Raw genomic sequence first — 25,972 nt, 5'->3', positions numbered from 1 at the left:
TAAATTAAAATTTACCATCCCTATAATCGCTATAAGCCTGTTTGATCTCTTGTTCGGTGTTCATGACGAAGGGGCCTCTTGCAACGACAGTTTCGCGAATCGGCTCGCCGGCATACAACATGACACGCATGTTGCTGTGTGCTTCAATCTTTATTTCGCTCCGCTCGGCAGTTCCCGCAGATCCCATCCATAATACCTGGCCTTGTTTCCCTAGTGTACTATCGGACCCAAAGGAGCCTTCGCCTTCCAAAATATACAGAAACCCATTGTAGGACGCTGGAAGTTCATACTTGTAATTTGCGCCATTCTCCATATTGATTTCAGCCATCGTAATAGGGATAATATTTAATGTATCTGAGGCAAGTTCGCCAACTGACCCGGAAAATAGACGGATTTCAGTCCCATTTTCATGGATGACAGGCATATCGGTCTTCCGCAAGTCTTGGTATCTGGAGGGTGACATCTTCTGTTTCGAGGGAATGTTTACCCACAATTGAAGAAGGTTTACTGTCTCGCCCTTTGCCGCGTCCTCGAGGTGTTCAACGCCACTGCCCGCAGTCATCCATTGTGCATCTCCGGCATGAAGTACACCTGTTCCATGCTTGCTGTCATAATGGTTAAGGTTGCCGTCAATCAAAAAAGTGACCGTCTCCATTCCACGATGAGGATGCTTGCCAAATACTCCGCTGCGCATATGGTCATGTGCCATGAGCAGAAATGGATCATGCGCCTCCCAATGACCGGGTTCAATTATCCATGCCATTGTATGAATGTCGCTATTTCGTTCGAAGGTAGGGGTGCGGACACTTTCTATATCTCTACTAAATACATCTAGATTTGTCATCATAATCTTCCTTCCGTAAATTATTTATTACTAACTAACAAAGGTGTTAGGTGGTATGTATTCATTATGCAGTGAATCGAATGATTTAAAAAGTACGCACAATAATGAAACCGCGTATCTTTAAAGTAACCTTGCGGGTTAACAAAGCCTCTGGACGCCTATACAGCGTATTAAAATTGAAATTACGATACAATGGGTTGGACAACAGGTTGGGGGGATCAAAAATGGATGAAAAACCAGATAATTGTAAAGTCGCGACAACGTTGGATATGATTGTGGGCAAGTGGAAAATCGCCATAATGCTTCATTTGCTTCATAACGGGATTATGAGGTTTAGTGAATTACGAAAAGTGATGCCCGGCGTTACTCCAAAAGTGCTCACTTCTCACTTACGAGAGTTGGAGGAGGAAGGAGTAATATTGCGGGTAGTTTACCCTCAAGTTCCTCCGAAGGTTGAATATTCGATGACCGAATACGGGGAATCGCTCCAGACGGTTCTTGATATGATGCATGACTGGGGAGTGTCACATATGGAACGAAAGCAAGGGTTGCAATCGCGACAACTGTTTGAGAATGACAATGGTTAACAATTGACACTTACTTTTAATACAGGAGTGTGCAGAAAGTCCCAGCACCTGACAGGATACCATTACGATAAGGATAAAACCCTTGAATAAGGATTCCCCCCATTTTGAAGTGACCCCGAAAAGTTAGACAGCTATATTGTTAGGCAACTTGTAAGGTCTGCACACGGTATTGTACCGGGCTCAGGCCTTTTAGTTTTGTCTTGATTCGTTAGTGATTAGTGGTGGCAGTCTTCACTCATGTACATAATGGGCAGTTGCGGTATAATACTGGTCGGTGAATTTAAAGACTAAGTCTACGAGAATGATAGCAGTAGATTCCCTTGAAGCTTAATTTTAAACCACATTGAAAATAGAAACGAAAGTAGTGAAACGTATGGCAATCGCATCGCATTCCGTAAACATTTCAGCATCGGTAGAGAACGTATGGGAATATGTTAGTCACATTGAAAACTGGGCAACGATGGTTCCAGCTTATAAGGAGCATGAACAAATTGATGAACAAAAGTCGGTTTGGACATTTGAAGGGAACTTCAAGGGCCTAAAAAAGACGGTGAAAATGGAATTAGACATTACTGAATTTCACGCGCCATCGACGATTCGTTTTGAATTAAAAGGGTTAACGGATAAATTCACAGGGAGTGGACAGTTTACTGCCGAGGAAACAGCAGAGCAAACAACAATGACTGGGACAATTGAGGTAAATGCGGGTGGCTTATCAGGTGCTGTGTTGTCACCTGTTCTCAAAATGGTGTTACCGAAAGTAACATCACGCTTAACAGAGAAAATTGCACGTCAAATTAAACAAGACAAGGTGCTTGTCTAATCTACTTTTCTATACCTGAACACAAGAATAGCTTCAAAGTAAATAAAAGAGTGCCTGCCGGCCATACGATTTACATTTGTATGATTGGCAGGGACTCTTTATTTTTTCCTTAATTTCGTATTGTATACTGCGAATCAGCATTAAATTTTGGGGTACAAAACACAAAGACAAATAATTCACAGTACTGAACAAACATACGAAAAAACAATGGATTCGCCAATTAATCTGATTTTTATTTGCCTACTACCTATTCAATATAATAGACTACCTGAAATTAACAATAGGTTATTGCAAATAACTAAAGTTATAATATAATTTAAAAGAAAGTCTATGAATAATACTTTCATTAAATTCAATATTCATTGGGGAGAATTAAAACATTGAAGAAATATAGCATCTTAGTCATTTCCCTTTTACTGTTTGTAGCAGGATTCACAATAGCACCCATCGTACAAGCAGATACAGTTCTTCCTTTTGATACGACTGTGACGGGAACCATTTCCGAACAAGAACCAATGGATGCGTACACCTTGACAGTCAAAGAAGCAGGTACATTGAACATTACTGTGGATGCGTATTTTTCCGCGGCGTCGATGGAACTACGTGGATCGAATAATGAGCAGATTGGCCATTGGGAAGGGATTTATAATGGCCGACCGGAAAATCCGACTTCTTTAAGTAAAGAGATGAACGTAGAACCAGGTGTATATACATTGTTTATTAAAGATATAAATAAAACCAGTTATGGTAAATATGCTGTGAATGTTACATTTGAACCGGCGAATAATACTGAAATTGAACCGAATCAGACATTTACAGAGGCGATGCCTATTCAAGTAAATGGGGAACGGATCAAAGGATTTATTAGTTGGAATGATACAAAAGATTATTACAAAATCGAATTGGATGAACCAGGTAGATTGATTTTTGATATTAATTCCAAAATGATGAATGGCGTCTTCAATCTATACGACTCAAAAGGAGAAAATATCTCCTGGGATCACTTCGGGTTTTACCAAGGGTTGCCTCTTCTATGGAAATCACATACAGATCTTGAGGCGGACACCTATTATATTAGTATTAAAGGCAACGATTCTTATCAAGGAATCTATGAGATGCTCGTCTCATTTATCCCTGCTAATAATGAAGAGATTGAACCAAATAATAGTAGGAAGCAGGCTATCCCTCTTCAAATAAACGATATGAAAACCCACATCGGCTTTTTAAGTTTCACGGATAAAGTTGATTATTATAAGATTGAAATGAAATATGATGGCTATTTAATGATTGACTTTTCATCCGAATTTAGTGGGTATTCATTGATGAAAGAAGAAAGTATTTCATATGATTCCCATATAAGCAGTGGCGCTATAGGGGATCCGGAAAAGTCATCCAGAAAAGTCGAGCTAGAGAAAGGCACGTATTATTTTATACCCTCTGCGAAAGTCATTTGGCAGGGCGGAATCTATACAATGTCATTCAGGGCCGAACCCGCCTTCAAGGATGTAACGGGCAAATATTCTCCTGCTGTAACGTATTTGGCAGATAGGGAAGTTGCTAAAGGTATTTCCAAAAATGAATTCGGGGTACAAGCTAGGATTAAGCGCGTGGATGCGGCTATTTGGCTGGCTAAAATCCTGAACCTGGATACGGAGAACTCAAAATCCACTCCATACTTTGATGTTCCTGAGAGGGCATGGGGCGCTGTAAATGCTTTAAAACGAGAAAATATCGTAAACGGAAAATCATCAACCTATTTCGGTGCTAATGATACGATGACACGTGGAGAAATGGCGCTATTGATCCAAAGGGCGTATAAATTATCCGGTGAAGGGGTGAAACTACCCTTTACAGATGTCTCTTCACGCTATGAAGAAGCGGTCAGGTCCTTGTTGAAAAACAATATCACCCAAGGGAAATCGTCCAGCCAGTTCGGAACCATCTCGGCGATCACCCGTGGGGAAATGGCGTTATTTTTATATCGCGCGGATTCAAAATAATAAATGGGACCGGTGCGGATTTAATGATCTTGCGCCGGTTTGTTATTTGCTAAGAGTAGTCATGAAATGCATCCCAAAAGTTAGAGTCAAAATCTAACTTTTGGGGTGTTTTATTATGGCTAAATGCTGATTCTTTTAAGCTCATGGTTGTACTTGATGACCCGCTTATTTTGGGGTCGACCACTATACATCGCACAAAGACAAACAATTTACAGGAATGAATAAACATACAAAAAAGCAATGATTCACCAATTTCACGACTATTATCCTGTTGTTATAAAATGTATAGAATTTACTGATTAATTGAACACGGGTACCTGAAACTTTGTTAAGATGATATTCGAAGGGATGATTCAACATGGAGTTTAATCTTGGTAATGGTGCAGCGATTGTTCTACCATCTTTACCTATTACGGTTATAGCAATTATAATTATTTTTCTTTTAGTTAGGTGGAGCAAACAATTAGAGACACGACGTTTTACCGTGTTCTTCTACTTTCTGATTAGCACTTACATTGCTCCAATTTACTCTTACAGTACCGAAGAAAAAGCCTTTGCACTATGGCTTCCCCTGGGATTTTTAGCAGTTTTAATTTACTTATTTCTTAATAAAAGAAACCATCCGTCAAAAATGAAAGCGAGTATTTTAGGGTTTTGCGTAGCATTATATCAATTAATTCTTAAGTATGATTTACACTATTTCCAGTTTTAATATACAAGATACCCGACATTAAATAGTCTGAAATCCAATAAATACCATCCGAGGAGGAAGTTATAATGTTCGATAAAAACATGATCTTATACGGCCCACCAGGTACAGGGAAAACTTATAATACGGAAATTTATGCTGCAGCGATTATTGAAAATCGTTCCATCGAATCTTTGGAAAGTGAAGATTATCAAATAATATTAAAGCGTTATAATGAATATAAATTGAAGCGTACGAGTGAGGCGTATAAAGAGCATACGGAAAATCCTGAAATTGGATGGGGTCTATCATTTTAGCGATGGGTTATAAGTAGGTATTTCTTTGATTAATACTAGTCTTGTCTTTTTGAATACTTATTCGTTCTATTTAAAGTACGAAGGGGTTTTTGTATGGAGTTTTTATGGATTGTACTAGGGGCATTATTGGGAACAAGTGGTTACGTTTGTCAGTTGACGTATATGAAAAATTTACACGAAGGAAAGGATATAAAAAATCCAAGGTTATTAGGGACTCTATCTGTATTTTTTGCCCTTGTAATCCTCATGATGTTTTTTGTATTTGGGTTGATGTGATTTAGTGACAAGATAGGTATTGAATTGGTGATTATTGTAAAACTCCAATCAAACAATACATATCCTATTTATATTAAAATAAAGCATCGTTAGCCCACCCAAGAAGGAGGCTTTACCCTACTTGTTTTATCTACTATCTCTTTGTACCTTCTTTCGAAAAGGTGTTAAATGTGAAACTGTGCGATTAAAATGCTGAAATATTAGTGGCAGATTCACATTACAAATACATAAAGAAGGAAGTAGTGAAACGTATGGCAATTGCATCGCATGCTGTAATTATTCCAGCATCTGTAGAGAAAGTATGGGAATAGGTTAGTCAAAAGATGTCACGGAAAGAAACCACCCAGCTTCTTTGTCGGAAGCGGAGTGGTTTCTTTTTTCTATTGATGAATCATGCAATCATCGCTACAACAGCTGTCGCTGTCAATTCGGGCATTTCTTTTGTATTAATTCCAAATCATATACTGTGAATCTACATTTGTTTCATTCATTTCTGAAAATATAAACGTCCATGGCATAGAAGTATTTCCGGTAATTTCACAAGGTAAGCTAAACGTAGCATTGGCCGGTTGTTTGCCTTGTTCATTATAGGAAATGACTGTATTGTCAAAGCGGAAATTTAACTTCTCGAAATTGTGAATGAGTACGGTAATCAGCTGTTCACCTTTATGATTGCGAGCATTCCATAAAAATGACAAATGGACACCGCCTTGTAGCTTTTTTGTTTGTTGTTGGAAATGATGAATCATTTTTTCGCGATCAGTAAAGGCGATTGTTTTGTCCCATGCAGGTTCAAAATAGAGTTTTTGCATCGTCGTGGTCATCCATCTACCTCTCAATATAATTTTGGGGTACCTGTGCGTAGCATAAAGACAAACAAATCACACATCTGAATAAATACACAAAAAAGCAGACGTTATCCAGTTTTTCTGATTTTCATTCTATTATTATACAATTGTAATGAATTACTTGATTAGTGCCACGCACAGGTCCCTGAAATTTGAATACGAGAATAGTATCAAAAGTGCCTACCAAACATACAGTTTCTATCTGTATGGATAGTGGGCACTTTTCTTTTTTTTATCGATAGGAGAAAGTAATTTTGGGTTCTCTTTGAATTCTGAATCACCCGGTACCCCTCAAGATACGTCAAAAAACATTATAAATCGACAAAAAACTTGAAATAAAGGTATTTTTGAAAAGTGATATGTTATAATCAGTTCTTAACTGAATATTAGGAGGCTTATAAGTTATCGGTTTATTAATAGTAACGGAAAGAGGGCGATCATTATAGTGATTTTTAATACGAAACTGTAGAACTAGAATTTGCCCATTTCGATAGTATGATTTTCTGCAAAGTTCGATTTAACACTACATAATGAAAAGCAAGTACAGTTCGAATATCCAAATAAGGAGGATTTTTCATATGGGTAAAAAGGTCTTTTATTTTTTTCTAATTGCCGTACCATACATAGTCATGCTCGGAGTAATACCTTTTGTCAATCGAATTCATCCAATCATTTTTGGATTACCTTTTTTACATTTTTGGATTCTTATGGGGATGATTATCTCTCCGATAAGTACATTTGTAATTTATCGATTACAAAAATCGGAAGGGAGTATTGAGTGATGCAAGGAAATTTAACAGCTTTATTAATTACAACTTTTATTGTTTTATCAGTGGTTTTGATTGGTTTTATTGCTGGACGGGATAAGGCGAATCGGAGTTCTGTCGAAGAATGGTCTGTTGGAGGAAGAAGATTTGGTCCGTTGCTTGTATGGCTCTTGGTAGGAGCTGATTTGTATACGGCATATACATTCTTAGGGTTGACGAGTACAGCCTTTTCTAGCGGAAGTGTTGCGTTCTTTGCGATTCCATATACAGTTATTGCTTTCGCTCTTTCGTATTTCTACCTTCCAAAGTTATGGAAAGTTTCTAAAAGCCATAAATTAACGACCCTTGCCGATTATGCAAAAGTGAGATTTGATAGTCGATTTTTATCATTATTAATTGCAATTGTCGGTGTATTCATGCTTATCCCCTATATCGATTTACAATTAGCTGGTATTCAAGACACACTGGTAGTTGCGGGAACAGGGTACATAAATGTTCAAGTTGTTGTTATCGTATCGTTCTTTTTAGTTGGACTTTATACGTTCTTTAGTGGAATTAAAGGACCGACTTACACAGCGATTATTAAAGACATTTTAGTCTGGGTGATTATGCTGTTCCTCGTTGTGACAATCCCGATCATCCATTTTGGGAGTTGGGGATCAATGATAGACAAAGTGGTTACAGAAACTCCTGAGCTACTAACGATATCTACAACTGGGGAGAGAGGGCTACCTTGGTTTTTCACGGCTTCATTAATTTCCGGATTGGCATTATTTATGTGGGCTCATGCGATCACGGGTGTATTTACGGCGAAAAGTGCCGATACACTTCGAAAAAACGCCATCTTTTTACCACTTTACAATATTGTATTAATCCTTGTTATTTTCCTAGGGATCGCTGCATTCCATGTACTGCCTGAAGGAAGTGATCCACGCTTCGCACTTCTGAATTTAATTCAGGTGTCATACGGTGGCGTGGTACAAGGACTAGCCTTCTCAACCATTGCGTTGGCTTCACTTATTCCTTGTTCAATCATGGCGATTGGAGCATCGAATCTTTTTGCAAATAACATATACCGTGATTTTATTAATCCGAATGTGAAACCTGCAAAGTTATTAATGGTTACGCGTTCAATGGTATTTGTGGTCATTGGATTAGCTTTAGTCTTTGGAATGCTTTTCCCAACCGCGCTGGTATCACTCCAGCTGCTAGGTGTTTCTGGAATGGTTCAAATTTTCCCAGCGATTGTTTTCAGTTTGTTCTGGAGAAACCAGTCAAAAGAAGCGACAACCATCGGTTTAATCGTCGGTCTGCTTGTAACTGGAATTGTGTATGCTACTGGAAACACATTTGGCATCTACGAAGGTTTCTGGGGATTGTCGGCTAACATCCTAGCGCTTATTCTACTAAATCCTATTTTTGTGAAGAAGGCGCAAAAAAAATCAAATTCCATGATTGTAGAACTATTTACTGAACAAAAAGGTTCGGAAGCCTAAGAAACAGGTAACTTTCACGAGTTGAATCAAACAATATGAAAAATAGAAAGCCAGTCTATTGAAACTTTGTTCATATTGTTTCTATAGGCTGGCTTTATAGATTAAGTCTACGAGAATGATAGCAGTAAATTCCCTTGAAGCTTAATTATAAACCACATTGAAAATAGAAAAGAAAGTAGTGAAACGTATGACAATACTTTAGTTACATTGAAAACTGGGCAACGATGGTCCCAGCTTATAAGGAGTATGAACAAATTGATGAACAAAAGGCGGTTTGGACATTTGAAGGGAACTTCAAGGGCCTAAAAAAGACGGTAAAAATGGAATTAGACATTACTGAATTTCACGCGCCATCGACGATTCGTTTTGAAATAAAAGGGTTAACGGATAATTTCACAGGTAGTGGACAGTTTTCTGCCGAGGAAACAGCAGGGCAAACAACGATGACAGGAAGTAAATGCGGGTGGCTTATCTAGGTGCTGTGTTGTCACCTGTTCTTAAAATGGTGTTGCCGAAAGTTACATCACGTTTAACAGAGAAAATTGCGCGTCAAATTAAACAAGACAAGGTGCTTGTCTAATCTACCGTCATTCAGAAAGGTGCCTGGTTCGAATACAATTCAGAACTATTTTGGATCCAGGCACTTTAACTCATTCTGGGAAGCGGTCTATACAATCTTTCTTTACCTGAATACGAGAATAGCTTCAAAGTAAATATAAGAGTGCCTACCGACCATACGGTTTACATCTGTATGGTTGGCGGGTACTCTTTATTTTTTCCTTAATTCCAAATCGTATACTGCGGACAACCATTTGTTTCATTCGTTTCTGAAAAAATAAAAGTCTATGGCATTGAAGTATTGCCGGCAATTTCACAAGACAATTTTCAGGTACCTGTGCACGAAACTATTCTGGTAAATCACTACAATTACATATTTATGAACTGGAGATTAGATAGGTACATGATAATCTAATCTCTATTGGTATTATATACAATTGTGTTCGTCGTTGTTTGTTGCAAAGCTACCGTAGGCTTATTCAATAAAATTACGACATTTTTTCGAATTAACTTCTGTAAACTGTTTTATAATCGTTTTGCTTCTTCTCAACATATAATGATGAGAACTTAATTAAAAGGAGTGAAATAACATGGGTTATTTCCCATCAGAGGGGACAATGAGACCTCAATCTCCTCCCCCCTCCTATAGACCATCAAAACCTTCTACATCGTATATCATCGACTGCCAATATCAATATACTTATGTATGGCTTAATAATGGAGAACAGTTCTGGTTCTACCCAACTCGCGTGGAGTATGAAGGAGCAACTGGATATAGATGGAACGGCGCGGTCTGGGTTTACTATGCAATTGATGCAAGAAATATAGATGCTGTAGCTTGTCCTCCTATCCCAACACCATACTAAAATATTGAAAAAGTCTTAACTTGACTAGTATTAAAATATAACATTATTCAACATACTTAAAGTTTTGGAGGTATTGTATGACAAGTTTTTATTCTTTTCATGGAACTGTCATGGTGATTGGTGATTTTTTAACAGGTCAAAATGGTGAAAGTGAAGGCTGTTATAAATTATTTACTGTTGAAAATGAATTGGGTGCAATCGTAAACTTCGTCGTTTCACCCTCTACTTACTTTGTTGACCATGAAATGATAGTAGTAGGAGATCGTTTGGCAGGATATTATGACGGAGATGCACCTGCTCTCCTAATTTACCCACCACAATATCAGGCACTTGTTATGGTAAAAGATAACCCAAATCAAAATGTAAAAGTCAATTACTTTAATAACCAATTAGTGAGTAGTGACGGACAATTACAATTAAATTTATCTCCATTTACCCAAATAATATTAACAAACGGGCAACTCTTTTCAAGATATCCGGCGAACCGTGATCTAATTGTTATCTATGGACCTACAACCAGAAGTATCCCTGCTCAGACCACACTCTATAGAATAATCGTTATGTGTTAGGCGTAATAATATTTAAAACTCGTTCAGTTTATGGCGAGTTTCAAATAATATTTTGTTCTTTCCACAACCCTATAAAATTGATATTCCTTCTTCATACGAATAGGACAGGTTTTGAAGTTATCGCTCCTTTTTCGCCGCGTTCACATAAGTACATGAGGCTTTCACCTCATACTGCATTCCAACCAATCCAAAAAACCAATCATTTTGAACCTGTTCCCATTCCTCGCTCTTGTTCAGTTCAACAAGTAATGCTCCCCTTGTCTCAATCACTGGGCATACAACCGTTGTTGTACCAATTACTTTTTCTTGGCCAGTTGATCAGTCAGTCATCACCAAATTACAGTCAATTCGTTTTGCCTCTTGATCGATGACACTTTGATAACGGTAAATAAATTACTTTTAATAAAAAAAACGAGTACCAGGTTCTAAATTAATTCAGAGTTGAATTAAAACCTGGTACCCTTCACTTACACTCAAAGAATACTTTTCATCGTGGGAGAATATATACAGAATAGGAAGCTAGATATTTACTTTCTGGTGAAGGGAGAATTTCATGAGTAATTTAGTAAATGACAATCTGTATGAAACGAGAAATAACTTAGTAAAGGAGATTACTTCATTAAGTAATTCTCAATTTAATGGTAGGCTTGGTATGAATATGTGGAGTATAGCACAAGTTTGTCATCACTTAGTTTTAGTGGAACAGGCAACAATAAAGGCTATTGCATGGGGATTAAAAAAGGTTGATAATACTCAAACAGAACGTAAAAATGTTCATTATTTGTTGGATCGAACGAAAAAGTTTAAAGCTCCCGAAATCGTTGAACCAGATGTAGAACCATTTGAAGTTCAGTCAATCATTGATTTGTTAAACGATTCGAGAAAAAAATTTCTGACATTCCTTAGTACAATAGAAGATAAATATTTATTGGTGGAAAAATCATTTAAGCATCCTGCCTTAGGTGAATTACCACTTGACCAATGGATTGAACATATATATTTGCATGAACAGCGACACACAGAACAAATAAATGAGATAAAATTACTTTTAGATGCGAGGCACTAAACTTATGATTATTAAAAGATTTCTGTTTAAGTAAAGTAGAAAAAGAATTTTAACTTTTGAAGAAATGTACTTAAAGTAACGGGCTCTATGATAATACCCCTCCTTATGTAAATACTCTAATCCTTCTAATATATCGTTAAAAATAAGCCGTAGTCGCTCATAATCTGTGGAAAGCTATGGCATTAGACTTATAAGGCTAGTTTTTGACATTTTATTATGTCACACAATTTCATTGGGTTTTTAAAAGAATAGTAGCACAAACCATGGCCATGGTTTGTGCTACTATTTTTAATTTGTTTAATACGCCTTTATTTTTTCCTACGAATCTGTCATTACATAGAGTTGATAGAGGTCGAATCTCTGTTCTCTATGGCTGTTGTGAGCGAAGTAGCTCATTCATCATACGGTCGTATTTGCATGTCATCAAGCATATTACACAAGCTTTCTAGTGCTTTTTCTGGATTATTGTAATATGTGCTGCCTTGTAGGTCCCGTTTTGTATTAATTCCAAATCGTATACTGCGGATTTACAGTTGTTTCATTCATTTCTGAAAATATAAATGTCCAAGGCATAGAAGTATTTCCGGGAATTTCACAAGGTAAGCTAAACGTAGCATTGGCTTGTTGTTTGCCTTGTTCATTATAGGAAATGACTGTATTGTCAAAGCGGAAATTTAACTTCTCGAAATTGTGAATGAGTACGGTAATCAGCTGTTCACCTTTATGATTGCGAGCTTTCCATAAGAATGACAGATGGACGCCGTCTTGTAGCTGTTTTGTTTGTTGTAGGAAATGATGCATCATTTTTTCGCGATCAGTAGGGGCAATTGTTTTGTCCCATGCAGGTTCAAAATAGAGTTTTTGCATCGTCGTGGTCATCCACCTACCTCTCAATATCGTTGGCGAACTCTTTCTCCGTACTTCCGGCGGGAACGCTCTGAAATGATTGCAGTGATTTTAGCGAAGATTTCTATGATCTCCAGTTTTTTGGGGGAGATGCGGAACCTATCTCCGTGTCCCGTGCTGTATTTAGTCTAATTCTGATTCTAAAACTGGTTGTAATAAAAGACGGACTTCATCCGTTGATTTTGTATTCATTAATTGGTTTCTCAGTTCGCCTGCGCCACTAAATCCTCGAACATAGATTTTGAAAAAACGATGAAGTTGCTTGAATGAACGCGGTTCGATTTCTGTTGAATATTTATCATGAAGTTCTAATTGTAAAAGTAATAAATTGAGAAACTCTTTCACACTATGCTCTTTAGGTTCTTTTTCAAAAGCAAATGGATTCGTGAAAACGCCGCGGCCAATCATGACACCGTCAACGCCGTATTGTTCTACTAATTTTAACCCGGTTGCACGGTCAGGAATATCTCCGTTAATGGTTAGTAACGTATTTGGAGCGATTTCGTCTCGTAGTTTTTTGATTTCGGGGATTAGTTCCCAGTGTGCATCTACTTTACTCATCTCTTTTTTTGTACGAAGGTGAATGGAAAGATTCGCGATATCTTGTTTCAATATATGTCCTAACCACTCGCGCCACTCGTCCACAAATGTATAACCCAATCTTGTTTTAACACTAACTGGTAAGCCACCTGCTTTTGCTGCTTGAATAATTTCTGCTGCAACTTCAGGATGCCGTATTAATCCAGAACCTTTGCCATTGGCTGCGACGTTTTGTACTGGACATCCCATGTTTAAATCGATACCTCTAAACCCGAGTTTTTTCATATCAATACTCATCTGTTTAAAAAACTCAGGTTTATTGCCCCAAATATGAGCGACAATCGGTTGTTCATCTTCTGTGAACGTTAACCGCCCACGTACACTGTCTCTTCCTTCAGGGTGACAATAACTTTCTGTATTTGTGAATTCCGTGAAAAATACGTCGGGTGCTGCTGCTTCACTAATGACGTGGCGAAACACAACGTCTGTGACATCTTCCATTGGTGCTAATATAAAAAACGGCTTCGGTAAATCAAGCCAAAAATTATCTTCGTTACTCATTTTATATCCTCCTGTTGCAACAATAAAAACAATATTCATCTATTGCAAGATCTTTTACTCATCATACATATTATCATTTCTTGTAGTTGGATGCACTGATACACTTCTCGAAAATGAATCCAAAAGAGAAGACATTTTCAACTGGTGTTACAGTTTGCCGGACATGCTTATTAAAAAAATGCTAAGTAGGGTAGGACTCTATTGCACGAACAACTAGCCTTTTTAAGAGGTGCTTCTAAATAGTTAAATTAAACAGGACCGATGTATTCAAGTTATCCTAATTATAATGAGTTACATCGATCTTGCTGAATATATCAGTTGATGTGTGGGTTTTAACCTGTATTTCACAAACGGTTCAGATTTGTGGAGAATCCGAAATGCATATCACTTTAGTAAAAGGGCAATAATATAGAATAAGATAGAATGTTTTATATTTATCATTTAACCAAAAGGTTGAATATAAATGAGAAGTTTGTTATATTTAACTACATGGTTAACCATGATGAAAATCAATTAAATGTAATTTTTCAAGCTTTAGCGGATCCAACAAGAAGAGAAATCGTTCATATGATGGCTCAAAAAGCAAGGACAGTTTCAGAGTTAGCAGAGCCTTTTGATATGTCTTTAGCAGCTATATCAAAACATATAAAGGTTCTGGAACGAGCAAATTTAGTAGAGAGGAGTGTAACGGGAAGGACGCATATCTGTAGCTTAAATGCAGAGTCATTGTCTCAGGCTACTGAATGGCTCCGTTTTTATGAAAAATTTTGGAGTAATCGTTTTGATATTCTGGAAAGTGAGTTATTGAAAGCCAAGAAGAAGGAGCATTAAATCATCGGAAGGGGAATTTTATGAACAACATCTCAACTACATCATTAGTAATGAAAAGAGAATTTAATGTAAAACCTGAAAGAGTTTTCGACGCATGGCTGAATCCAGAAATGATGAGAAAATGGTTTTTTACATTGGAAGGCACGAATAAGGTGACGCAAAATAATCCTCAAGTAGGCGGTACTTGGGAAATTGTTGACCATCGGGAAGGACAAGATTACCGTGCGATTGGGGAGTACCTTGAAATTGATCCTCCGAAAAAAATCGTGTTCACCTTTAAGATGCCACAATTCAGCGAATTAGAAGATACGATTACAGTTGAGCTAAAAGAACTCCATCAAGGCTGTGAGATGACGTTCACACAAGCGATCCATGTTTCTCAAGAAGAGAATTGGACAGAGTCCGATATCGAAAAAGCTCTTGGCGAAACGCATGATAGCAGTGAACATGGCTGGAATTATATGTTTATGGGGCTTAAGGAATTACTGGAGACAGGAAAAATTAGCTATACAGGTTAAGAAACATTTTAGCCCTTAAAAGCTGTGTCAACGAACGTGTTTAATGAACAAACGGGTGTCGTTTCAAAGAGAAATTATTGAAATGAAATATGGGAAATTAGACTTCAGCTCATTGTTTATTGATTCAAGATGAGAAGTTACTCGAGTTATCATTAACATTCGCTCATATATTCTTGGGGTGTAAACAGGTAGTTTAAACAAGGTAACAACAATAAAGTCTATGTGAAGAAGGGAAAGTTAAATATGAAAAAGGTTACACCATTTTTAATGTTTCAAGGCGGTATTGCAGAAGAAGCTATGAATTACTACATATCACTCATCGAGGATTCAGAAATTAAAAGCATTACTCGATACGGGGCTGATGGACCTGGAAAAGAGGGTACAGTTGTACAAGCTGTATTCTCGTTAAAGGGGCAGGAGTTCATGTGTATTGATAGCCATGTTGACCATGAATTTGCGTTTACCCCGTCTTTTTCTATCTTTCTAACGTGTGATACCGAAGAGGAAATTGACAGCCTTTATGATAAAATGATGCAAAATGGCACAGCACTCATGCCTATCAATAACTATGGGTTCAGTAAAAAATTCGGATGGCTGAATGATCAATTTGGAATATCCTGGCAGTTGAACTTACCAGAGTAATCTGGTTGCAAATGATATATGAGATATTTCACAAACGAGCATGATTGAAATGGTTTTGTGTCAGAAACGGGCCAGAATGTGATATACCGCTAAGAAGGAAATAGGGATTAATAATAATTGTATTTGAGCCACAGGGTTATTTTAAATAACTTCGTGGCTCTTTTATTTTATGCATTATGCTAAACAACTGTTTGAATCCACTGGTTACTTCTCATGGGGAGGTGATCAAATGGGATAATTAATTAATTTATGGCACCTTTGCGTCGCAAAGAGACAAACAACTCACAACATCTCAATAAACATAAAAAAAGCCCAGATGCCCCAGTTCATCATATTATTAAGAAGTAGCAGAATAGACTATCGAAGCACGTCAAAGTGACTAAATTGAACGATTATATTCTTGGTTGTAGGATGTTAATCCTTTTCCCGCATAATTTAGTGAGAATAAGGGAAAGTAATGATAGACGATGCTTAAAGTAAACATAGCACTGTTACAAAGGCATAAATAATCGTGTGTATGATTAGTTTTTAATACGATAGCCCCCAAAATATAGAAAGGTGATGAATAGGATGGGTGTACATCAATATTTTAAAAGCTTATCTGACTTAGAACAAATTATTCGTTGTCCAGGAAAGTTCAAATTCCAGGAGCATTCCGTCGCCAGTCATTCATTTAAGGTGACAAAAATTGCTCAATTTCTTGGAACAGTCGAAGAGGAATCTGGACAGAAAGTGGATTGGAGAATCTTATATGAAAAGGCACTGAACCATGATTACGCGGAGCTTTTTACAGGAGATATTAAGACGCCTGTAAAATATGCTTCGAAAGAGTTGAAGCAACTATTCAGTGAAGTAGAGGAAGAAATGACAAGAAAGTTTGTAGAAAAGGAATTACCATATGAGTTTCAAGCCATTTATTTGGAGCGACTTAAAGAAGGTAAAGATGAGACATTGGAAGGGCGCATTTTATCTGTTGCTGATAAAATAGATTTGCTTTATGAAGCATTTGGTGAGATTCAAAAGGATAATCCAGAGCCATTGTTCATAGAGATATACGAAGAAGCATTAAGGACAATACTGCTGTTTCAAGATATGAACTGTGTAAAATACTTCCTAGAACATATTCTTACGGATATGCTTAGTGAACGATTTACTGAACATGGCGAGTTGACGGGCATTGCAATGCGGATAATAGAGGAACATGGAGGTTGAAAAACATACATAAAATAGCCAGTTCTAAAGCAAACCAACGTAAAATGCTAAACGTCCACAATCATTCCGTTTTTTGAATAACATTTAATATGGGAATTAGATATCTATGTTAAACTATAAATAGAATTATTAAATAATTCATGAAATAATAATTAGTAAACTACCGAATAGGGAAAAGGGGATTGAAAATGAATGTAAGATTTCCAATTGGAGAATTACAAGTTCCTGAAAAATGTACGTTAGAAAATATTCAAGAATGGCTAAAGGAAACTGCAACTTACACGAATCGGTTAAGAGAAACTGTTGACTCATTAAGTGATGAGGAGTTAAGCAGAACCTATCGTGAGGGTAGCTGGACAGTTCGTCAACTTGTTCATCACATTGCAGATTCTCAGTTGAACATGTATCAACGTTTGAAGTTGGCATTAACAGATGAGAATCCAACAGTACCAGATTTTGATCAAGAAAAGTGGGCAATTCAACCGGATACAAAGCTTCCTGTAGAAAGTTCTATTAAGATGCTAGAAGGTATAAATGAGCGCATCGTATCTTTAGGAAATAGCTTAACTGAAGCGCAATTAGATCGAGCGTTTACTCACCAGAAAAACGGTAAAATATCAGTTGCGACAAAAGTTGCAAAATTAGCTTGGCACGAAGAGCACCACTTGGCCCATATAAAAATTGCCTTATCAAAATAATACTTTATGTATGGAATTGGCTTATCGAACTTCGATAAGCCAATTTTTAAAGAAGTAAGGAATAATTATAAAAAAAATTATGATTTACGGAAACCGTGTACGTCAATCCGGGAAAGGCGGCTGAAAGAAAATGAAATCAACACTCAAAATACCCATAACCCCCATAACCCCCATAGCGAACCTGCATGAAGAGATGAAACACGCGACTCCGCTTTCGATTGCAATCGGACATCATAACGATGTATTCGTCCTTCTGGCGGAAGAGCAGCCTCCTTTAATTAAAGGGATGTTCCCTGCAACGGTTACGGAAAATAGCTACAGTTATCAAGTCATTCATCTGAAGGATGGGCGGAAGACTGTGCTGGACTTTTCGGAAGAGACGTGGAATTATCATTACGTACAGCCGATTGATGAAGGGCATATACTGCTTGTCTGTGCGCGGTCATATTACCATGACGCGCAGAATATTGAAGAAAACGCACGAGTGTATGATGAAAATGGACATTTGATCCGGTCATTTTGTTTAGGCGACGGCATTGAGCATGTGTACGTGACAAAGAATCAGGAGATTTGGACAGGGTACTTTGATGAAGGGGTTTTCGGAGATTATGGCTGGGAGGAACCGGTCGGCCGCAGCGGTCTCGTTGGTTGGAATGCGTCTGGCCGTAAGATGGATTCGCTTGAGGAGGACAGAGAATATTCCATTTTTGAGTGTTTGGCGCTGAATGGTGCAGCTGACGGCGGGATTTGGTTTTTCTTTAGCATTGAATCGAAGATAGGAGTGCGGAAAGAGGGGCGGACATTGTATTATTCACCCGGAGATATTGGTTTCCGGGCGTTTGCGGTAAACGGAGAGACGGTCGTTGCGCACCGCGGTATAGGAGGGCGGAAACTTTTTGAGCTGCAGCGTGAAGGCGATGAATATAAGACTGTCCGTGAAATCGAACTGATGAAGCCAGATGGTACGCCTGTCGAACCGCAATTAGTGAGCAACCGGGAGAGCATGCTACTGTTTTTAAACGGAAATGAGCTGTATATGTATGAAGCGAAATCGGGCGCGTAGAGGTGCTTTTTAGGTAAGTAGTGGCTGTGTGATATTCAATTCAAGCACTACTTCCGAAAAGTCTTTGAATTGTATGGCGCACAGGCACCGGAAACGTCGTTCGATAAATGGGCGCATTTCCGGATTTTAAGGATATGCGTCTATTCAGCATTAGGGCTAGATTATGGGGGAAATCGCCATTTGCATCAATGATGTAGGATGATGGCTTATAGGGGGGAACATTTAAAATGATAGCCATTCTTACCATCCTAATTGCTATTCTAATTTCAAATCAAATTATCATTCGAAAGCTAATTACAAAGTTGAATATAGAGGAATCTGAATTAAATAAAAAATTTGTAAACAAATTACATAAATATATTGAGGGAATACTCTATTGGACTAGTTTCATTGTGATGATTATAGCAGTAAATGAATACCTACATCTTAGAATATTGATTTTTGTGGGTATCGTTGTTGTGTTCGCTTTTCGCACCATAATGGAATGGATTTTCACAAGAGAAAGTAAAACATATCTTCTAAGTGCTGTAACTTGTGTTTTATTTATTTTAGGAACGATTACTTATGGGGTAACAGATTACTTTAATGTTAATTAAGAAATCGGGAGCGAAATTGTTCGTTAGGAGATAGGGTCATGTCTAAGAAGAAGGATGCGGTTGTTTTGGTGATATCCCTATTGGCTATTTGGATATCACTTAGTGAGTTCTTGAGAAGGGACATTTTGGTTTCTAAATCATTTGCACTTCTGTTCCTTATCGTTTCACTGTACTTGTTTGTTGTAACTGTAAGAGACCTTTTCAGGAAAGAAGATTAGCAGTGCAAATATTATTAGTGATTATTAAGGGGGATATTTCATTGATTAATTAAATTAAGGTAGCAGATTAGTGCATAAAAGTCCTATAAGGAGTTGATGTTTTTGGTTGACAAAGAAACGCAGATAAAGGTACTGCTTCATGGAAATGCATTAGATTTTGCTTGTGAAATTCTGGGTGTTAAAAATATGAGAGATCATAAATACTCTAGTGTTTTTACGGTTACTAAGGACGAAGTATATGAATATATCTCAATCAATGGTATCCCACACAGTGATTCAACGAGTAGATATTCTATGGCGGAAGGTAAATGGTATACCTTTTTTAGAGAGAGAGGTTATATCTCCCATGAAAAAAACTTTGATGATTATGAGCTCGGTTAAAAATACATAGTTCTTACATTGCTACAATTATCCGGTACTGGACTCTATTAGTAGTTTTTTAGCAAACAGGCGTGATTATTGAATAAACCGCCTTGAGATGATGGGATGACTTAGAGGCAACTAAATATAATAAACGGGTCAAATTGTGGAGGGGATTCTGTGTTTTGGATAAAATATGGTTTGATTGTGGTACTAGTTTTTGTTTGTACTTCAATGGCTAAGCTTCTTCTGAGGAAGCTTTTCAAAATTGAGAAAGTGAAAAAAGAGTTTTTTTCTTATAATCATATAAATGAGCTACATCGGAAAGTGGATAAGGGTTTGAAACTCTTTGCCATGGCTACTATGATAGTTCTAATTGGTGTAATGTGGTTTAATTTTGGAGAGTTCGATGAAGAGTTGAATTACCTGATTTTATTTGCAATCATCATTTTTGCGGTGTTGGACTACCTGGTAAGAGCATTTTTTGAGTGGAGATATACACAATATCCAAAACAGTCTATTTTAACTTTAACCGAGATGTTTTTAGTTTTAATAGCAATAATAATCGTATTTCAATTTGATTTTTTTGTTTAATGTTATTTAAGTAATAGGACTAGGTTGAGGAATGAGGAAGGATTGATTTAATTACCGACTTGCGAGAATTGCCATAGTAAGTGGAGTTGGAAACAAACCATTAAAAAGACTTTTACCTTGGATCCTGGAATGACTTGCCCCTATTGCGGAGTAAGACAATATCAAACACAAAAATCAAAAACAAAAAATGCATATCTAACTCCAATTGTATTAATTCCACTCCCTTTAAAGATTTTCTATGACATTCCAGGAGCGATCTTGTTGAGTTTATTTCTTATATTATTTGTTACTGTTTTATTGATATATCCGTTTTTAGTAAAGTTGAGTAACAAAGAAGAATACATTGATTTTTCTAAGGATAGACATTGAAGAGAGGAAGCTGCTTATTCAAGAAAAGGGCGAGGTTATTGAAAAAATAGCCTGAAAGTGATGGGGATGACTTAAACGCAACTATATAAAATAAACTGGCCAAATTGTTGAATAACTGAAGGATGATAAAAGTGGATTTTGCAATTCGTGAAATGGTAAAAGAAGATACCGAACAAGTTCAAGATATAGATAGAAAAATCTGGAGTACAACCTACTAAGGTATAATTCCTAACAAGATACAGGGGAATTTTCTAAAAGCAGCTTACAGTAATGAAATGATGGAAAAGCGTTTAAGTGGGTTTTTTTCGTTTGTTGCAGAAACTGAAAAAAAGATTATGGGTTTTGTCAAATTTTCACAAGTTAATAGCGAAGGGCAAGTAGAATTAAGTGCAATATATCTCTATCCAAACTATCAAGTCAGAGGAATAGGCACTGCTTTGCTGCAAGTAGGTATTAAAAACATAGAAAATATAAAGGAAATTTTTATTGATGTGGAAAAGGAAAACACAATTGGAAAGACTTTCTATTGAGCCAAGCGAGGGACCAACAGAATGGCAAAAACAAGAATCTGTAATTGCCACAGAAGAACAACGCTAAACCATTCATCGGCAATCGGGCGCATTTCCTGACTAAGGATCTGTGCCCTTTTAGATTTGGACTAGTTGTTTAGTAGTGATTAGTGAAAATTGGGGAATGTGAAGAAATGTACTAACAGAAAAGGTTGGTTCAAGAATTTACTTAATGACGAGTGAATAAATCTACGGCGATTATGCTAATAATAAACATTGACGCGACACCAATTGGTGACATATAATAAAGACACTAATTGGTGTCCTATCCGTAAGGGGGGAGGTTATGAGCGAGAAAAAACAAGAGCGTGATGTTTATGTAGCCATCGCTGACCCAACAAGACGTAAATTGCTACGTTTGTTGGCTGATGCAGGGGAATTACCTTTGTACGAACTAACTGTTCAATTCCAAATGGGACGTACTGCAGTTTCTAAACATTTGACTATACTTAAAGAAGCTGGTCTGGTTACCGTTCGAAAGGTTGGAAGGGAAACAAGGTATCGAATAAATGCGGCTCCTTTGCAAGAAATTAAAGACTGGGTATCTTTTTACGAGAATTTTTGGGTGGAAAAAGTGTCACATTTAAAAAAACTATTATCGGAGGAATAGACAATGGCAGACGTAACATTAGATTTTCAATTTACAAGTTCAATTGAGCAAGTGTGGAAGGCATTAACAGATTCAGATATGCTAGCAAAATGGATATGGAAAAATGACTTCAAACCAGTTGTTGGAGAAAAGTTTCAGTTCCGTTCTGAGCCAAATGAATGGTGGGATGGAATCGTTAATGGTGAGGTACTCGAAGTAGAGGAGCCTCGTATATTATCTTACACTTGGGCAAGTGCTGGAGAAAAAACTACGATTACATGGACATTGAAAACAGGTTCAGATGGTGCTACACATTTGCATTTTGAACAAACTGGTTTCAGTGAGGAAACAAAAGCAACCAAAGGAGCTATTGAGGGAGCCAAATATAGTTGGATGAATTTCGGTGAGCAACTCAAAAAAACGTTGGAACAATAACCTAATTTTGCTTCAACTAAATGAATGGGTTCGAGTAGTATAAAATAGGCAACGTTAAACAGATCACTAAATGGTCCATATTGCCAATTAGTGATCTGTTTTTCGATTTAAGGAGAATAGAATCATGAGCTTTATTCAAGATACATTATCAATATTCAAAAAGAGAGAATTACTATTTTTAGAAAGCAATAAAGAGTCTGAAGATGTGTATTCCTTTCTATTTGAAAAAGAGAAGGATTTAACCTGGGAAGCAGGGCAACATGGTTTGTTTACGATCACCCATAAGAAGATCAAAAAACCTATACGACCATTCACGATAGTATCTGCTCCCACCGAGGATATGGTTAGACTAACAATGCGTATTAGTGATCAACCAAGTGACTTTAAGAAAGCTATGTTGGAATTAAAACAGGGGATGCAAGTTAAAATGAGTGGTCCAGTAGGGGGTTTTTATCTTAAAGATAACAGTCCTTCACTTCTGATTGCAGGCGGAATCGGGATAACACCATTTCGGTCGATATTAAAACAATTAGAGGCAGAAGAGAATGGACGGGATAATAAAATACATCTGCTTTATTTGGATAGCGATAAATCATTTATATTTAAAGATGAACTTGATGGAATTGCTGACAATACTTCAATAGGCGTTTCTTACCTTGATTCAAGGGATGAATTACATCAGGAGATAGACAAGTTTACCAACTTATATAAGAACAGTGGTAAATACTATATCGCGGGACCGAAGTCAATGGTGGATGCAATTTCTACTCACTTACTAAATAATAATATTCCAAAGCGAGATATCAAAAAAGATGCTTTTTTTGGGTATTAACAAAAAAAAATACATGCAATCGGACGCTTTAGCTAACTAAAAATTTGTGCCAGAATCGGGCCAGATTGCGAATAAGAAATACGAGAAAGTATAAAGTTGGTCTTGCTGCATAATTATCACTTGATACTTGTTGAGAGAGGTTAATTAAAATGAAAAATAAAGAATTAAAGGTATTGGAAATACCGAAGTGGGGACGCTATTTACGAGGAAAATGGCTAGCAAACTTTGCTGGTCATCTAACAAATGAAGAACAAAAGGAAATATATATGGATTCATTTTTATGGCACCTTTGCAGTTACGAAAAGGTGATATGTCTTGAAAAGGAAGAGGCAATAAAAGCATTCGAAAGGCAAAAAAAGAATCAATGCACGATCTTTTATGAATTCACGAATGAAGCATTCTTAGTTCAAAATGCTAAAAATCTTAAAGTGAAGGACTTGCCATACGATGATTGGGATATGGATTACAGAGACATTTACGTTATGGATTGGGAAAATAACTGGACCTTTATGATAACGCATGAAAATGGCTGGATTGGACCATATTTTATTCAAAGACCCTAAAATTCACTTCTACAATCGGACGCGATTGTTAAAAATCATAAGTCTAATTCCCCGTTCAAGATACGGAGGGGTTAGGCTTTTTTATCTTTCAAAATCCTTAACGTTGTAAATTTGCACTTTCATGATGTTACCCCATTGGTAGACTTATTGGCAACGAGTGGTACATTCTTCTGGCCGTAATCATGACTAACGTGAAAAAATTTCATCACGTTGTCCCCTTTTTCGAATGGTTTGTCTATATATAGGGTGAAAGCATCGTTCGTTCAGGCAAAAGACGTCTTGCTGTCTTCAAAAACACTCGTTAGTAGGTAGAAATGTGTTTGTCGCCCTTGACCATGCGCTTACGCTTTTGTTGCTAATCACCAAAGGAGGATTCGTGATGAATTTATTAATCAAAGAGTCACCGCTTCAGGTAATTCCTTCGCTTGCGATGCAAGTTGGATTAAACGCGGCCATTTTACTGCAACAACTGCATTTTAGATCGCTCGTCTCGACGAATGTGCGGGATGGGCATAAGTGGGTTTACAAACCGTATGAAGAGTGGAAATGCGAAGAGTTCCCGTTTTGGTCTGTCGATACGATTAAACGAGCGATTCGTAGACTGGAAGATAGCAGCTATATCATATCGACCTCTTCGTATAATCGGATGAAAATGGACAAGACAAAATGGTATCGAATTAATTATACAATGCTGCAAAGTCAGGCGGTGCAACATGCGCCATTGACGACGGTAAAATCATCCCAAGAGAAAGTGTGGTCAAGCCCCGTAAAAACAGATATTCGCCAATATGTCTGATTTTCATTCTATAAATCAATTTAATAACGCATCAATCGACATAGGGATGATCGTTCGTACGTTCGTCCTTTTTCTTGTGCCTTTAAATCAAGGGTTAGTGTTGTACGGCTTATCACCATTGCCGTTTGAGAGTGAAAAGATTGAGATTGCGACGACAATCGTATTGACGGTAGGGGCGATATTGTGGACGTGGAATAATGACGATGACGTTAGCCGTAAAGCTCGTCATCGCACGCAATACAATAAAGAAAAGGGGTTGAAATAATGTTAGTAAAAAAGCAACAATTCGCATCCGGTGTCGGAAGTACGTATTCGGGTGTCAATGGACAGAAATATATCACGATTCACGAAACAGGTAATAGTGATGTAGGAGCAGATGCACAACGACACGCAGACCTCCAATCGAAGGGCTTTACTGCGTCCTGGCATTGGCAAATAGATGACAAAAAAGCGATACAGTCATTTCCTCACACCGTCCGTTGTGGGCATGCGGGAGACGGGCGAGGACCTGGTAACTATGATTCTATCGGCATTGAGATTTGTGTTAATAGTGATGGAGACTTTATACAAGCAGTCAAAAATGCAGCTGAACTTGTACGTAAGATTATGGCAGATGAGGGTATACCGTTGTCGAATGTAGTGCAGCATAATAAGTGGAGTGGTAAAAACTGTCCTACTAATTTACGTAACGGTTCTAAGGGGGTTAATTGGTCGGACCTGATTGGTATGATTAAAGATGGTCAGGATATTATACATGTTTCAAATCCCGTCGTTGAATCATCCACATTTGCTAAGCCTAAGCCTAAACCATCCAAAACAACAGATTCCCGACCCATGTCCATTGTGGATTATATGCAAGCGGTCGAAATGGATTCCTCCTTTGCAAACCGGGCAAAACTAGCAAAACAGTATGGCATCAAAAATTACAAAGGAACAGCAGCGCAAAATATAACGTTGCTGGATAAAATTAAAGTCGGCCAACAAGTAAGTAAACCCAAACCTCCTACATCGTTAAAAGTGCTTAAATACGGTGATAATGGCGCCGAGGTAAAAGCAATGCAACAAGCATTGACGTCCGTTCTTTTCTACCCGGAAAAAGGGGCTGAAAATAATGGGGTTGACGGATATTTCGGTATTAAGACACTAGATGCCTTGAAACGGTTCCAAATTATGCACGGTTTAGTAGCGGACGGGATTTATGGTCCGAAAACGAGAGCTGCATTGGCAAAAACAAAGAAATAAGATTTAGTAAAAGCGACCTGTCCACAGATTTGATTGTGTTGTGACCCCCTAAAGTTAGAGTTTTATATTATGCAGCTAATTGGCTGGTATGCAGACGGTATTGAACCGGACTCATGCCAGCTAATTTTTTCTT

34 protein-coding genes are annotated in these 25,972 nt (G+C 37.5%); 30 read left to right on the top strand and 4 right to left on the bottom strand.

The window, feature by feature from the left end; all coding sequences use genetic code 11:
* Positions 1-4 precede the first annotated feature (4 nt).
* A complete protein-coding gene (locus AC1TO4_RS18125) occupies positions 5-844 on the bottom strand; it encodes a pirin family protein (RefSeq protein WP_482106452.1) in 840 nt (279 codons plus the stop codon).
* A 224-nt stretch (positions 845-1,068) separates the two neighbouring features.
* On the opposite strand from AC1TO4_RS18125, the gene AC1TO4_RS18120 reads away from it, so the two are divergent.
* The 6 genes from AC1TO4_RS18120 to AC1TO4_RS18095 all read left to right on the top strand — a co-directional run bounded on the left by AC1TO4_RS18120 (position 1,069) and on the right by AC1TO4_RS18095 (position 5,535).
* A complete protein-coding gene (locus AC1TO4_RS18120) occupies positions 1,069-1,431 on the top strand; it encodes a winged helix-turn-helix transcriptional regulator (protein ID WP_482106440.1) in 363 nt (120 codons plus the stop codon).
* A 373-nt stretch (positions 1,432-1,804) separates the two neighbouring features.
* The gene (locus AC1TO4_RS18115) at positions 1,805-2,254 is read left to right on the top strand and encodes an SRPBCC family protein (protein WP_482106439.1); all 450 of its coding nucleotides are present in this window, start codon (positions 1,805-1,807) and stop codon (positions 2,252-2,254) included.
* A gap of 380 nt (positions 2,255-2,634) precedes the next feature.
* Positions 2,635-4,254, top strand: a complete 1,620-nt coding sequence (locus AC1TO4_RS18110; RefSeq protein WP_482106438.1) for an S-layer homology domain-containing protein — start codon at positions 2,635-2,637, stop codon at positions 4,252-4,254.
* Positions 4,255-4,612: 358 nt separating this feature from the next.
* Entirely contained in the window at positions 4,613-4,966 is a 354-nt protein-coding gene (locus AC1TO4_RS18105; protein ID WP_482106437.1) for a hypothetical protein, read from the top strand.
* 65 nt (positions 4,967-5,031) lie between these two features.
* Positions 5,032-5,259, top strand: coding sequence for a hypothetical protein (locus tag AC1TO4_RS18100; protein ID WP_482106436.1), 228 nt, complete (start codon positions 5,032-5,034; stop codon positions 5,257-5,259).
* Between the two features lie 93 nt (positions 5,260-5,352).
* Positions 5,353-5,535: a hypothetical protein gene (locus AC1TO4_RS18095; RefSeq protein ID WP_482106435.1), complete on the top strand. Its 183-nt coding sequence runs from the start codon at positions 5,353-5,355 to the stop codon at positions 5,533-5,535.
* Positions 5,536-5,981: 446 nt separating this feature from the next.
* Here the strand turns inward: AC1TO4_RS18095 and AC1TO4_RS18090 are convergent, their stop codons facing one another.
* The gene (locus AC1TO4_RS18090) at positions 5,982-6,359 is read right to left on the bottom strand and encodes an SLAP domain-containing protein (RefSeq protein WP_482106434.1); all 378 of its coding nucleotides are present in this window, start codon (positions 6,357-6,359) and stop codon (positions 5,982-5,984) included.
* A 602-nt stretch (positions 6,360-6,961) separates the two neighbouring features.
* Between AC1TO4_RS18090 and AC1TO4_RS18085 the strand changes: the two genes are divergently transcribed.
* The 5 genes from AC1TO4_RS18085 (at position 6,962) to AC1TO4_RS18065 (ending at position 11,705) form a co-directional block, all read left to right on the top strand.
* The gene (locus AC1TO4_RS18085; RefSeq protein WP_482106433.1) at positions 6,962-7,165 is read left to right on the top strand and encodes a DUF3311 domain-containing protein; all 204 of its coding nucleotides are present in this window, start codon (positions 6,962-6,964) and stop codon (positions 7,163-7,165) included.
* Entirely contained in the window at positions 7,165-8,646 is a 1,482-nt protein-coding gene (locus AC1TO4_RS18080) for a sodium:solute symporter family protein (RefSeq protein ID WP_482106432.1), read from the top strand. The genes AC1TO4_RS18085 and AC1TO4_RS18080 overlap by 1 nt, the downstream gene beginning before the upstream one ends.
* Positions 8,647-8,870: 224 nt before the next feature.
* Positions 8,871-9,122 carry a hypothetical protein gene (locus tag AC1TO4_RS18075; protein WP_482102308.1) on the top strand — a complete coding sequence of 84 codons (252 nt, stop codon included), beginning with the start codon at positions 8,871-8,873 and terminating at the stop codon, positions 9,120-9,122.
* 1,025 nt (positions 9,123-10,147) lie between these two features.
* Positions 10,148-10,639 (top strand): hypothetical protein, encoded by a 492-nt coding sequence (locus AC1TO4_RS18070; protein ID WP_482106431.1) that lies wholly within the window; start codon positions 10,148-10,150, stop codon positions 10,637-10,639.
* Between the two features lie 553 nt (positions 10,640-11,192).
* Positions 11,193-11,705, top strand: a complete 513-nt coding sequence (locus AC1TO4_RS18065) for a DinB family protein (RefSeq protein WP_482106430.1) — start codon at positions 11,193-11,195, stop codon at positions 11,703-11,705.
* A gap of 501 nt (positions 11,706-12,206) precedes the next feature.
* Here the strand turns inward: AC1TO4_RS18065 and AC1TO4_RS18060 are convergent.
* Positions 12,207-12,584 carry an SLAP domain-containing protein gene (locus tag AC1TO4_RS18060; protein ID WP_482106429.1) on the bottom strand — a complete coding sequence of 126 codons (378 nt, stop codon included), beginning with the start codon at positions 12,582-12,584 and terminating at the stop codon, positions 12,207-12,209.
* Positions 12,585-12,734: 150 nt separating this feature from the next.
* Positions 12,735-13,712 carry a tRNA dihydrouridine synthase gene (locus tag AC1TO4_RS18055; protein ID WP_482106428.1) on the bottom strand — a complete coding sequence of 326 codons (978 nt, stop codon included), beginning with the start codon at positions 13,710-13,712 and terminating at the stop codon, positions 12,735-12,737.
* A 423-nt stretch (positions 13,713-14,135) separates the two neighbouring features.
* Here AC1TO4_RS18055 and AC1TO4_RS18050 point away from each other — a divergent pair, with 423 nt between their 5' ends.
* From AC1TO4_RS18050 to AC1TO4_RS17960, 19 genes are all read left to right on the top strand, one after another.
* Positions 14,136-14,543, top strand: coding sequence for an ArsR/SmtB family transcription factor (locus AC1TO4_RS18050; protein ID WP_482106427.1), 408 nt, complete (start codon positions 14,136-14,138; stop codon positions 14,541-14,543).
* A 20-nt stretch (positions 14,544-14,563) separates the two neighbouring features.
* Entirely contained in the window at positions 14,564-15,061 is a 498-nt protein-coding gene (locus AC1TO4_RS18045; RefSeq protein WP_482106426.1) for an SRPBCC family protein, read from the top strand.
* A gap of 243 nt (positions 15,062-15,304) precedes the next feature.
* Entirely contained in the window at positions 15,305-15,703 is a 399-nt protein-coding gene (locus AC1TO4_RS18040; protein ID WP_482102301.1) for a VOC family protein, read from the top strand.
* Between the two features lie 570 nt (positions 15,704-16,273).
* On the top strand, positions 16,274-16,915 hold the full coding sequence (locus AC1TO4_RS18035) for an HD domain-containing protein (protein ID WP_482106425.1): 642 nt from the start codon (positions 16,274-16,276) through the stop codon (positions 16,913-16,915).
* Positions 16,916-17,103: 188 nt separating this feature from the next.
* The gene (locus AC1TO4_RS18030) at positions 17,104-17,613 is read left to right on the top strand and encodes a YfiT family bacillithiol transferase (RefSeq protein ID WP_482106424.1); all 510 of its coding nucleotides are present in this window, start codon (positions 17,104-17,106) and stop codon (positions 17,611-17,613) included.
* 130 nt (positions 17,614-17,743) lie between these two features.
* Complete coding sequence (locus AC1TO4_RS18025) at positions 17,744-18,676, top strand: hypothetical protein (protein WP_482106423.1); 933 nt, start codon at positions 17,744-17,746, stop codon at positions 18,674-18,676.
* A 227-nt stretch (positions 18,677-18,903) separates the two neighbouring features.
* Positions 18,904-19,272, top strand: a complete 369-nt coding sequence (locus tag AC1TO4_RS18020) for a DUF4181 domain-containing protein (RefSeq protein ID WP_482106422.1) — start codon at positions 18,904-18,906, stop codon at positions 19,270-19,272.
* A 38-nt stretch (positions 19,273-19,310) separates the two neighbouring features.
* The gene (locus AC1TO4_RS18015; protein WP_482106421.1) at positions 19,311-19,490 is read left to right on the top strand and encodes a hypothetical protein; all 180 of its coding nucleotides are present in this window, start codon (positions 19,311-19,313) and stop codon (positions 19,488-19,490) included.
* A 102-nt stretch (positions 19,491-19,592) separates the two neighbouring features.
* Complete coding sequence (locus AC1TO4_RS18010; protein ID WP_482106420.1) at positions 19,593-19,871, top strand: hypothetical protein; 279 nt, start codon at positions 19,593-19,595, stop codon at positions 19,869-19,871.
* Positions 19,872-20,030: 159 nt separating this feature from the next.
* Positions 20,031-20,444, top strand: a complete 414-nt coding sequence (locus AC1TO4_RS18005) for a DUF4181 domain-containing protein (RefSeq protein ID WP_482106419.1) — start codon at positions 20,031-20,033, stop codon at positions 20,442-20,444.
* A gap of 99 nt (positions 20,445-20,543) precedes the next feature.
* A complete protein-coding gene (locus AC1TO4_RS18000; protein ID WP_482106451.1) occupies positions 20,544-20,813 on the top strand; it encodes a TIGR04104 family putative zinc finger protein in 270 nt (89 codons plus the stop codon).
* Positions 20,814-21,034: 221 nt separating this feature from the next.
* Positions 21,035-21,343 carry an N-acetyltransferase family protein gene (locus tag AC1TO4_RS17995; protein ID WP_482106450.1) on the top strand — a complete coding sequence of 103 codons (309 nt, stop codon included), beginning with the start codon at positions 21,035-21,037 and terminating at the stop codon, positions 21,341-21,343.
* A 325-nt stretch (positions 21,344-21,668) separates the two neighbouring features.
* Positions 21,669-21,992: an ArsR/SmtB family transcription factor gene (locus tag AC1TO4_RS17990; RefSeq protein ID WP_482106418.1), complete on the top strand. Its 324-nt coding sequence runs from the start codon at positions 21,669-21,671 to the stop codon at positions 21,990-21,992.
* Positions 21,993-21,995: 3 nt separating this feature from the next.
* Entirely contained in the window at positions 21,996-22,406 is a 411-nt protein-coding gene (locus AC1TO4_RS17985; protein ID WP_482106417.1) for an SRPBCC family protein, read from the top strand.
* Positions 22,407-22,530: 124 nt separating this feature from the next.
* A complete protein-coding gene (locus tag AC1TO4_RS17980; RefSeq protein ID WP_482106416.1) occupies positions 22,531-23,238 on the top strand; it encodes an FAD-dependent oxidoreductase in 708 nt (235 codons plus the stop codon).
* Between the two features lie 149 nt (positions 23,239-23,387).
* Complete coding sequence (locus tag AC1TO4_RS17975) at positions 23,388-23,801, top strand: DUF4275 family protein (RefSeq protein WP_482106415.1); 414 nt, start codon at positions 23,388-23,390, stop codon at positions 23,799-23,801.
* 379 nt (positions 23,802-24,180) lie between these two features.
* Entirely contained in the window at positions 24,181-24,597 is a 417-nt protein-coding gene (locus AC1TO4_RS17970; RefSeq protein ID WP_482106414.1) for a hypothetical protein, read from the top strand.
* Positions 24,590-24,862 carry a phage holin gene (locus AC1TO4_RS17965; protein WP_482106413.1) on the top strand — a complete coding sequence of 91 codons (273 nt, stop codon included), beginning with the start codon at positions 24,590-24,592 and terminating at the stop codon, positions 24,860-24,862. The genes AC1TO4_RS17970 and AC1TO4_RS17965 overlap by 8 nt, the downstream gene beginning before the upstream one ends.
* Complete coding sequence (locus AC1TO4_RS17960) at positions 24,862-25,839, top strand: peptidoglycan recognition protein family protein (protein ID WP_482106412.1); 978 nt, start codon at positions 24,862-24,864, stop codon at positions 25,837-25,839. Before AC1TO4_RS17965 ends, AC1TO4_RS17960 begins: the two co-directional genes overlap by 1 nt.
* Positions 25,840-25,972: the final 133 nt, after the last annotated feature.

This window comes from Sporosarcina sp. Y838, from assembly GCF_056786515.1.
Note: the sequence above shows the minus strand (reverse complement) of the source record. Positions and strands in the feature narration are given on the sequence as shown.

Excerpts from the sequence above, each read along its gene's own strand:
- AC1TO4_RS18125 (WP_482106452.1), bottom strand. The coding sequence starts at position 844 with ATGACAAATCTAGATGTATTTAGTAGAGATATAGAAAGTGTCCGCACC.
- AC1TO4_RS18120 (WP_482106440.1), top strand. The coding sequence starts at position 1,069 with ATGGATGAAAAACCAGATAATTGTAAAGTCGCGACAACGTTGGATATG.
- AC1TO4_RS18115 (WP_482106439.1), top strand. The coding sequence starts at position 1,805 with ATGGCAATCGCATCGCATTCCGTAAACATTTCAGCATCGGTAGAGAAC.
- AC1TO4_RS18105 (WP_482106437.1), top strand. The coding sequence starts at position 4,613 with ATGGAGTTTAATCTTGGTAATGGTGCAGCGATTGTTCTACCATCTTTA.
- AC1TO4_RS18100 (WP_482106436.1), top strand. The coding sequence starts at position 5,032 with ATGTTCGATAAAAACATGATCTTATACGGCCCACCAGGTACAGGGAAA.
- AC1TO4_RS18095 (WP_482106435.1), top strand. The coding sequence starts at position 5,353 with ATGGAGTTTTTATGGATTGTACTAGGGGCATTATTGGGAACAAGTGGT.
- AC1TO4_RS18090 (WP_482106434.1), bottom strand. The coding sequence starts at position 6,359 with ATGACCACGACGATGCAAAAACTCTATTTTGAACCTGCATGGGACAAA.
- AC1TO4_RS18085 (WP_482106433.1), top strand. The coding sequence starts at position 6,962 with ATGGGTAAAAAGGTCTTTTATTTTTTTCTAATTGCCGTACCATACATA.
- AC1TO4_RS18080 (WP_482106432.1), top strand. The coding sequence starts at position 7,165 with ATGCAAGGAAATTTAACAGCTTTATTAATTACAACTTTTATTGTTTTA.
- AC1TO4_RS18075 (WP_482102308.1), top strand. The coding sequence starts at position 8,871 with ATGGTCCCAGCTTATAAGGAGTATGAACAAATTGATGAACAAAAGGCG.
- AC1TO4_RS18070 (WP_482106431.1), top strand. The coding sequence starts at position 10,148 with ATGACAAGTTTTTATTCTTTTCATGGAACTGTCATGGTGATTGGTGAT.
- AC1TO4_RS18065 (WP_482106430.1), top strand. The coding sequence starts at position 11,193 with ATGAGTAATTTAGTAAATGACAATCTGTATGAAACGAGAAATAACTTA.
- AC1TO4_RS18060 (WP_482106429.1), bottom strand. The coding sequence starts at position 12,584 with ATGACCACGACGATGCAAAAACTCTATTTTGAACCTGCATGGGACAAA.
- AC1TO4_RS18055 (WP_482106428.1), bottom strand. The coding sequence starts at position 13,712 with ATGAGTAACGAAGATAATTTTTGGCTTGATTTACCGAAGCCGTTTTTT.
- AC1TO4_RS18050 (WP_482106427.1), top strand. The coding sequence starts at position 14,136 with ATGTTTTATATTTATCATTTAACCAAAAGGTTGAATATAAATGAGAAG.
- AC1TO4_RS18045 (WP_482106426.1), top strand. The coding sequence starts at position 14,564 with ATGAACAACATCTCAACTACATCATTAGTAATGAAAAGAGAATTTAAT.
- AC1TO4_RS18040 (WP_482102301.1), top strand. The coding sequence starts at position 15,305 with ATGAAAAAGGTTACACCATTTTTAATGTTTCAAGGCGGTATTGCAGAA.
- AC1TO4_RS18035 (WP_482106425.1), top strand. The coding sequence starts at position 16,274 with ATGGGTGTACATCAATATTTTAAAAGCTTATCTGACTTAGAACAAATT.
- AC1TO4_RS18030 (WP_482106424.1), top strand. The coding sequence starts at position 17,104 with ATGAATGTAAGATTTCCAATTGGAGAATTACAAGTTCCTGAAAAATGT.
- AC1TO4_RS18025 (WP_482106423.1), top strand. The coding sequence starts at position 17,744 with ATGAAATCAACACTCAAAATACCCATAACCCCCATAACCCCCATAGCG.
- AC1TO4_RS18020 (WP_482106422.1), top strand. The coding sequence starts at position 18,904 with ATGATAGCCATTCTTACCATCCTAATTGCTATTCTAATTTCAAATCAA.
- AC1TO4_RS18015 (WP_482106421.1), top strand. The coding sequence starts at position 19,311 with ATGTCTAAGAAGAAGGATGCGGTTGTTTTGGTGATATCCCTATTGGCT.
- AC1TO4_RS17990 (WP_482106418.1), top strand. The coding sequence starts at position 21,669 with ATGAGCGAGAAAAAACAAGAGCGTGATGTTTATGTAGCCATCGCTGAC.
- AC1TO4_RS17985 (WP_482106417.1), top strand. The coding sequence starts at position 21,996 with ATGGCAGACGTAACATTAGATTTTCAATTTACAAGTTCAATTGAGCAA.
- AC1TO4_RS17980 (WP_482106416.1), top strand. The coding sequence starts at position 22,531 with ATGAGCTTTATTCAAGATACATTATCAATATTCAAAAAGAGAGAATTA.
- AC1TO4_RS17975 (WP_482106415.1), top strand. The coding sequence starts at position 23,388 with ATGAAAAATAAAGAATTAAAGGTATTGGAAATACCGAAGTGGGGACGC.
- AC1TO4_RS17970 (WP_482106414.1), top strand. The coding sequence starts at position 24,181 with ATGAATTTATTAATCAAAGAGTCACCGCTTCAGGTAATTCCTTCGCTT.
- AC1TO4_RS17965 (WP_482106413.1), top strand. The coding sequence starts at position 24,590 with ATGTCTGATTTTCATTCTATAAATCAATTTAATAACGCATCAATCGAC.
- AC1TO4_RS17960 (WP_482106412.1), top strand. The coding sequence starts at position 24,862 with ATGTTAGTAAAAAAGCAACAATTCGCATCCGGTGTCGGAAGTACGTAT.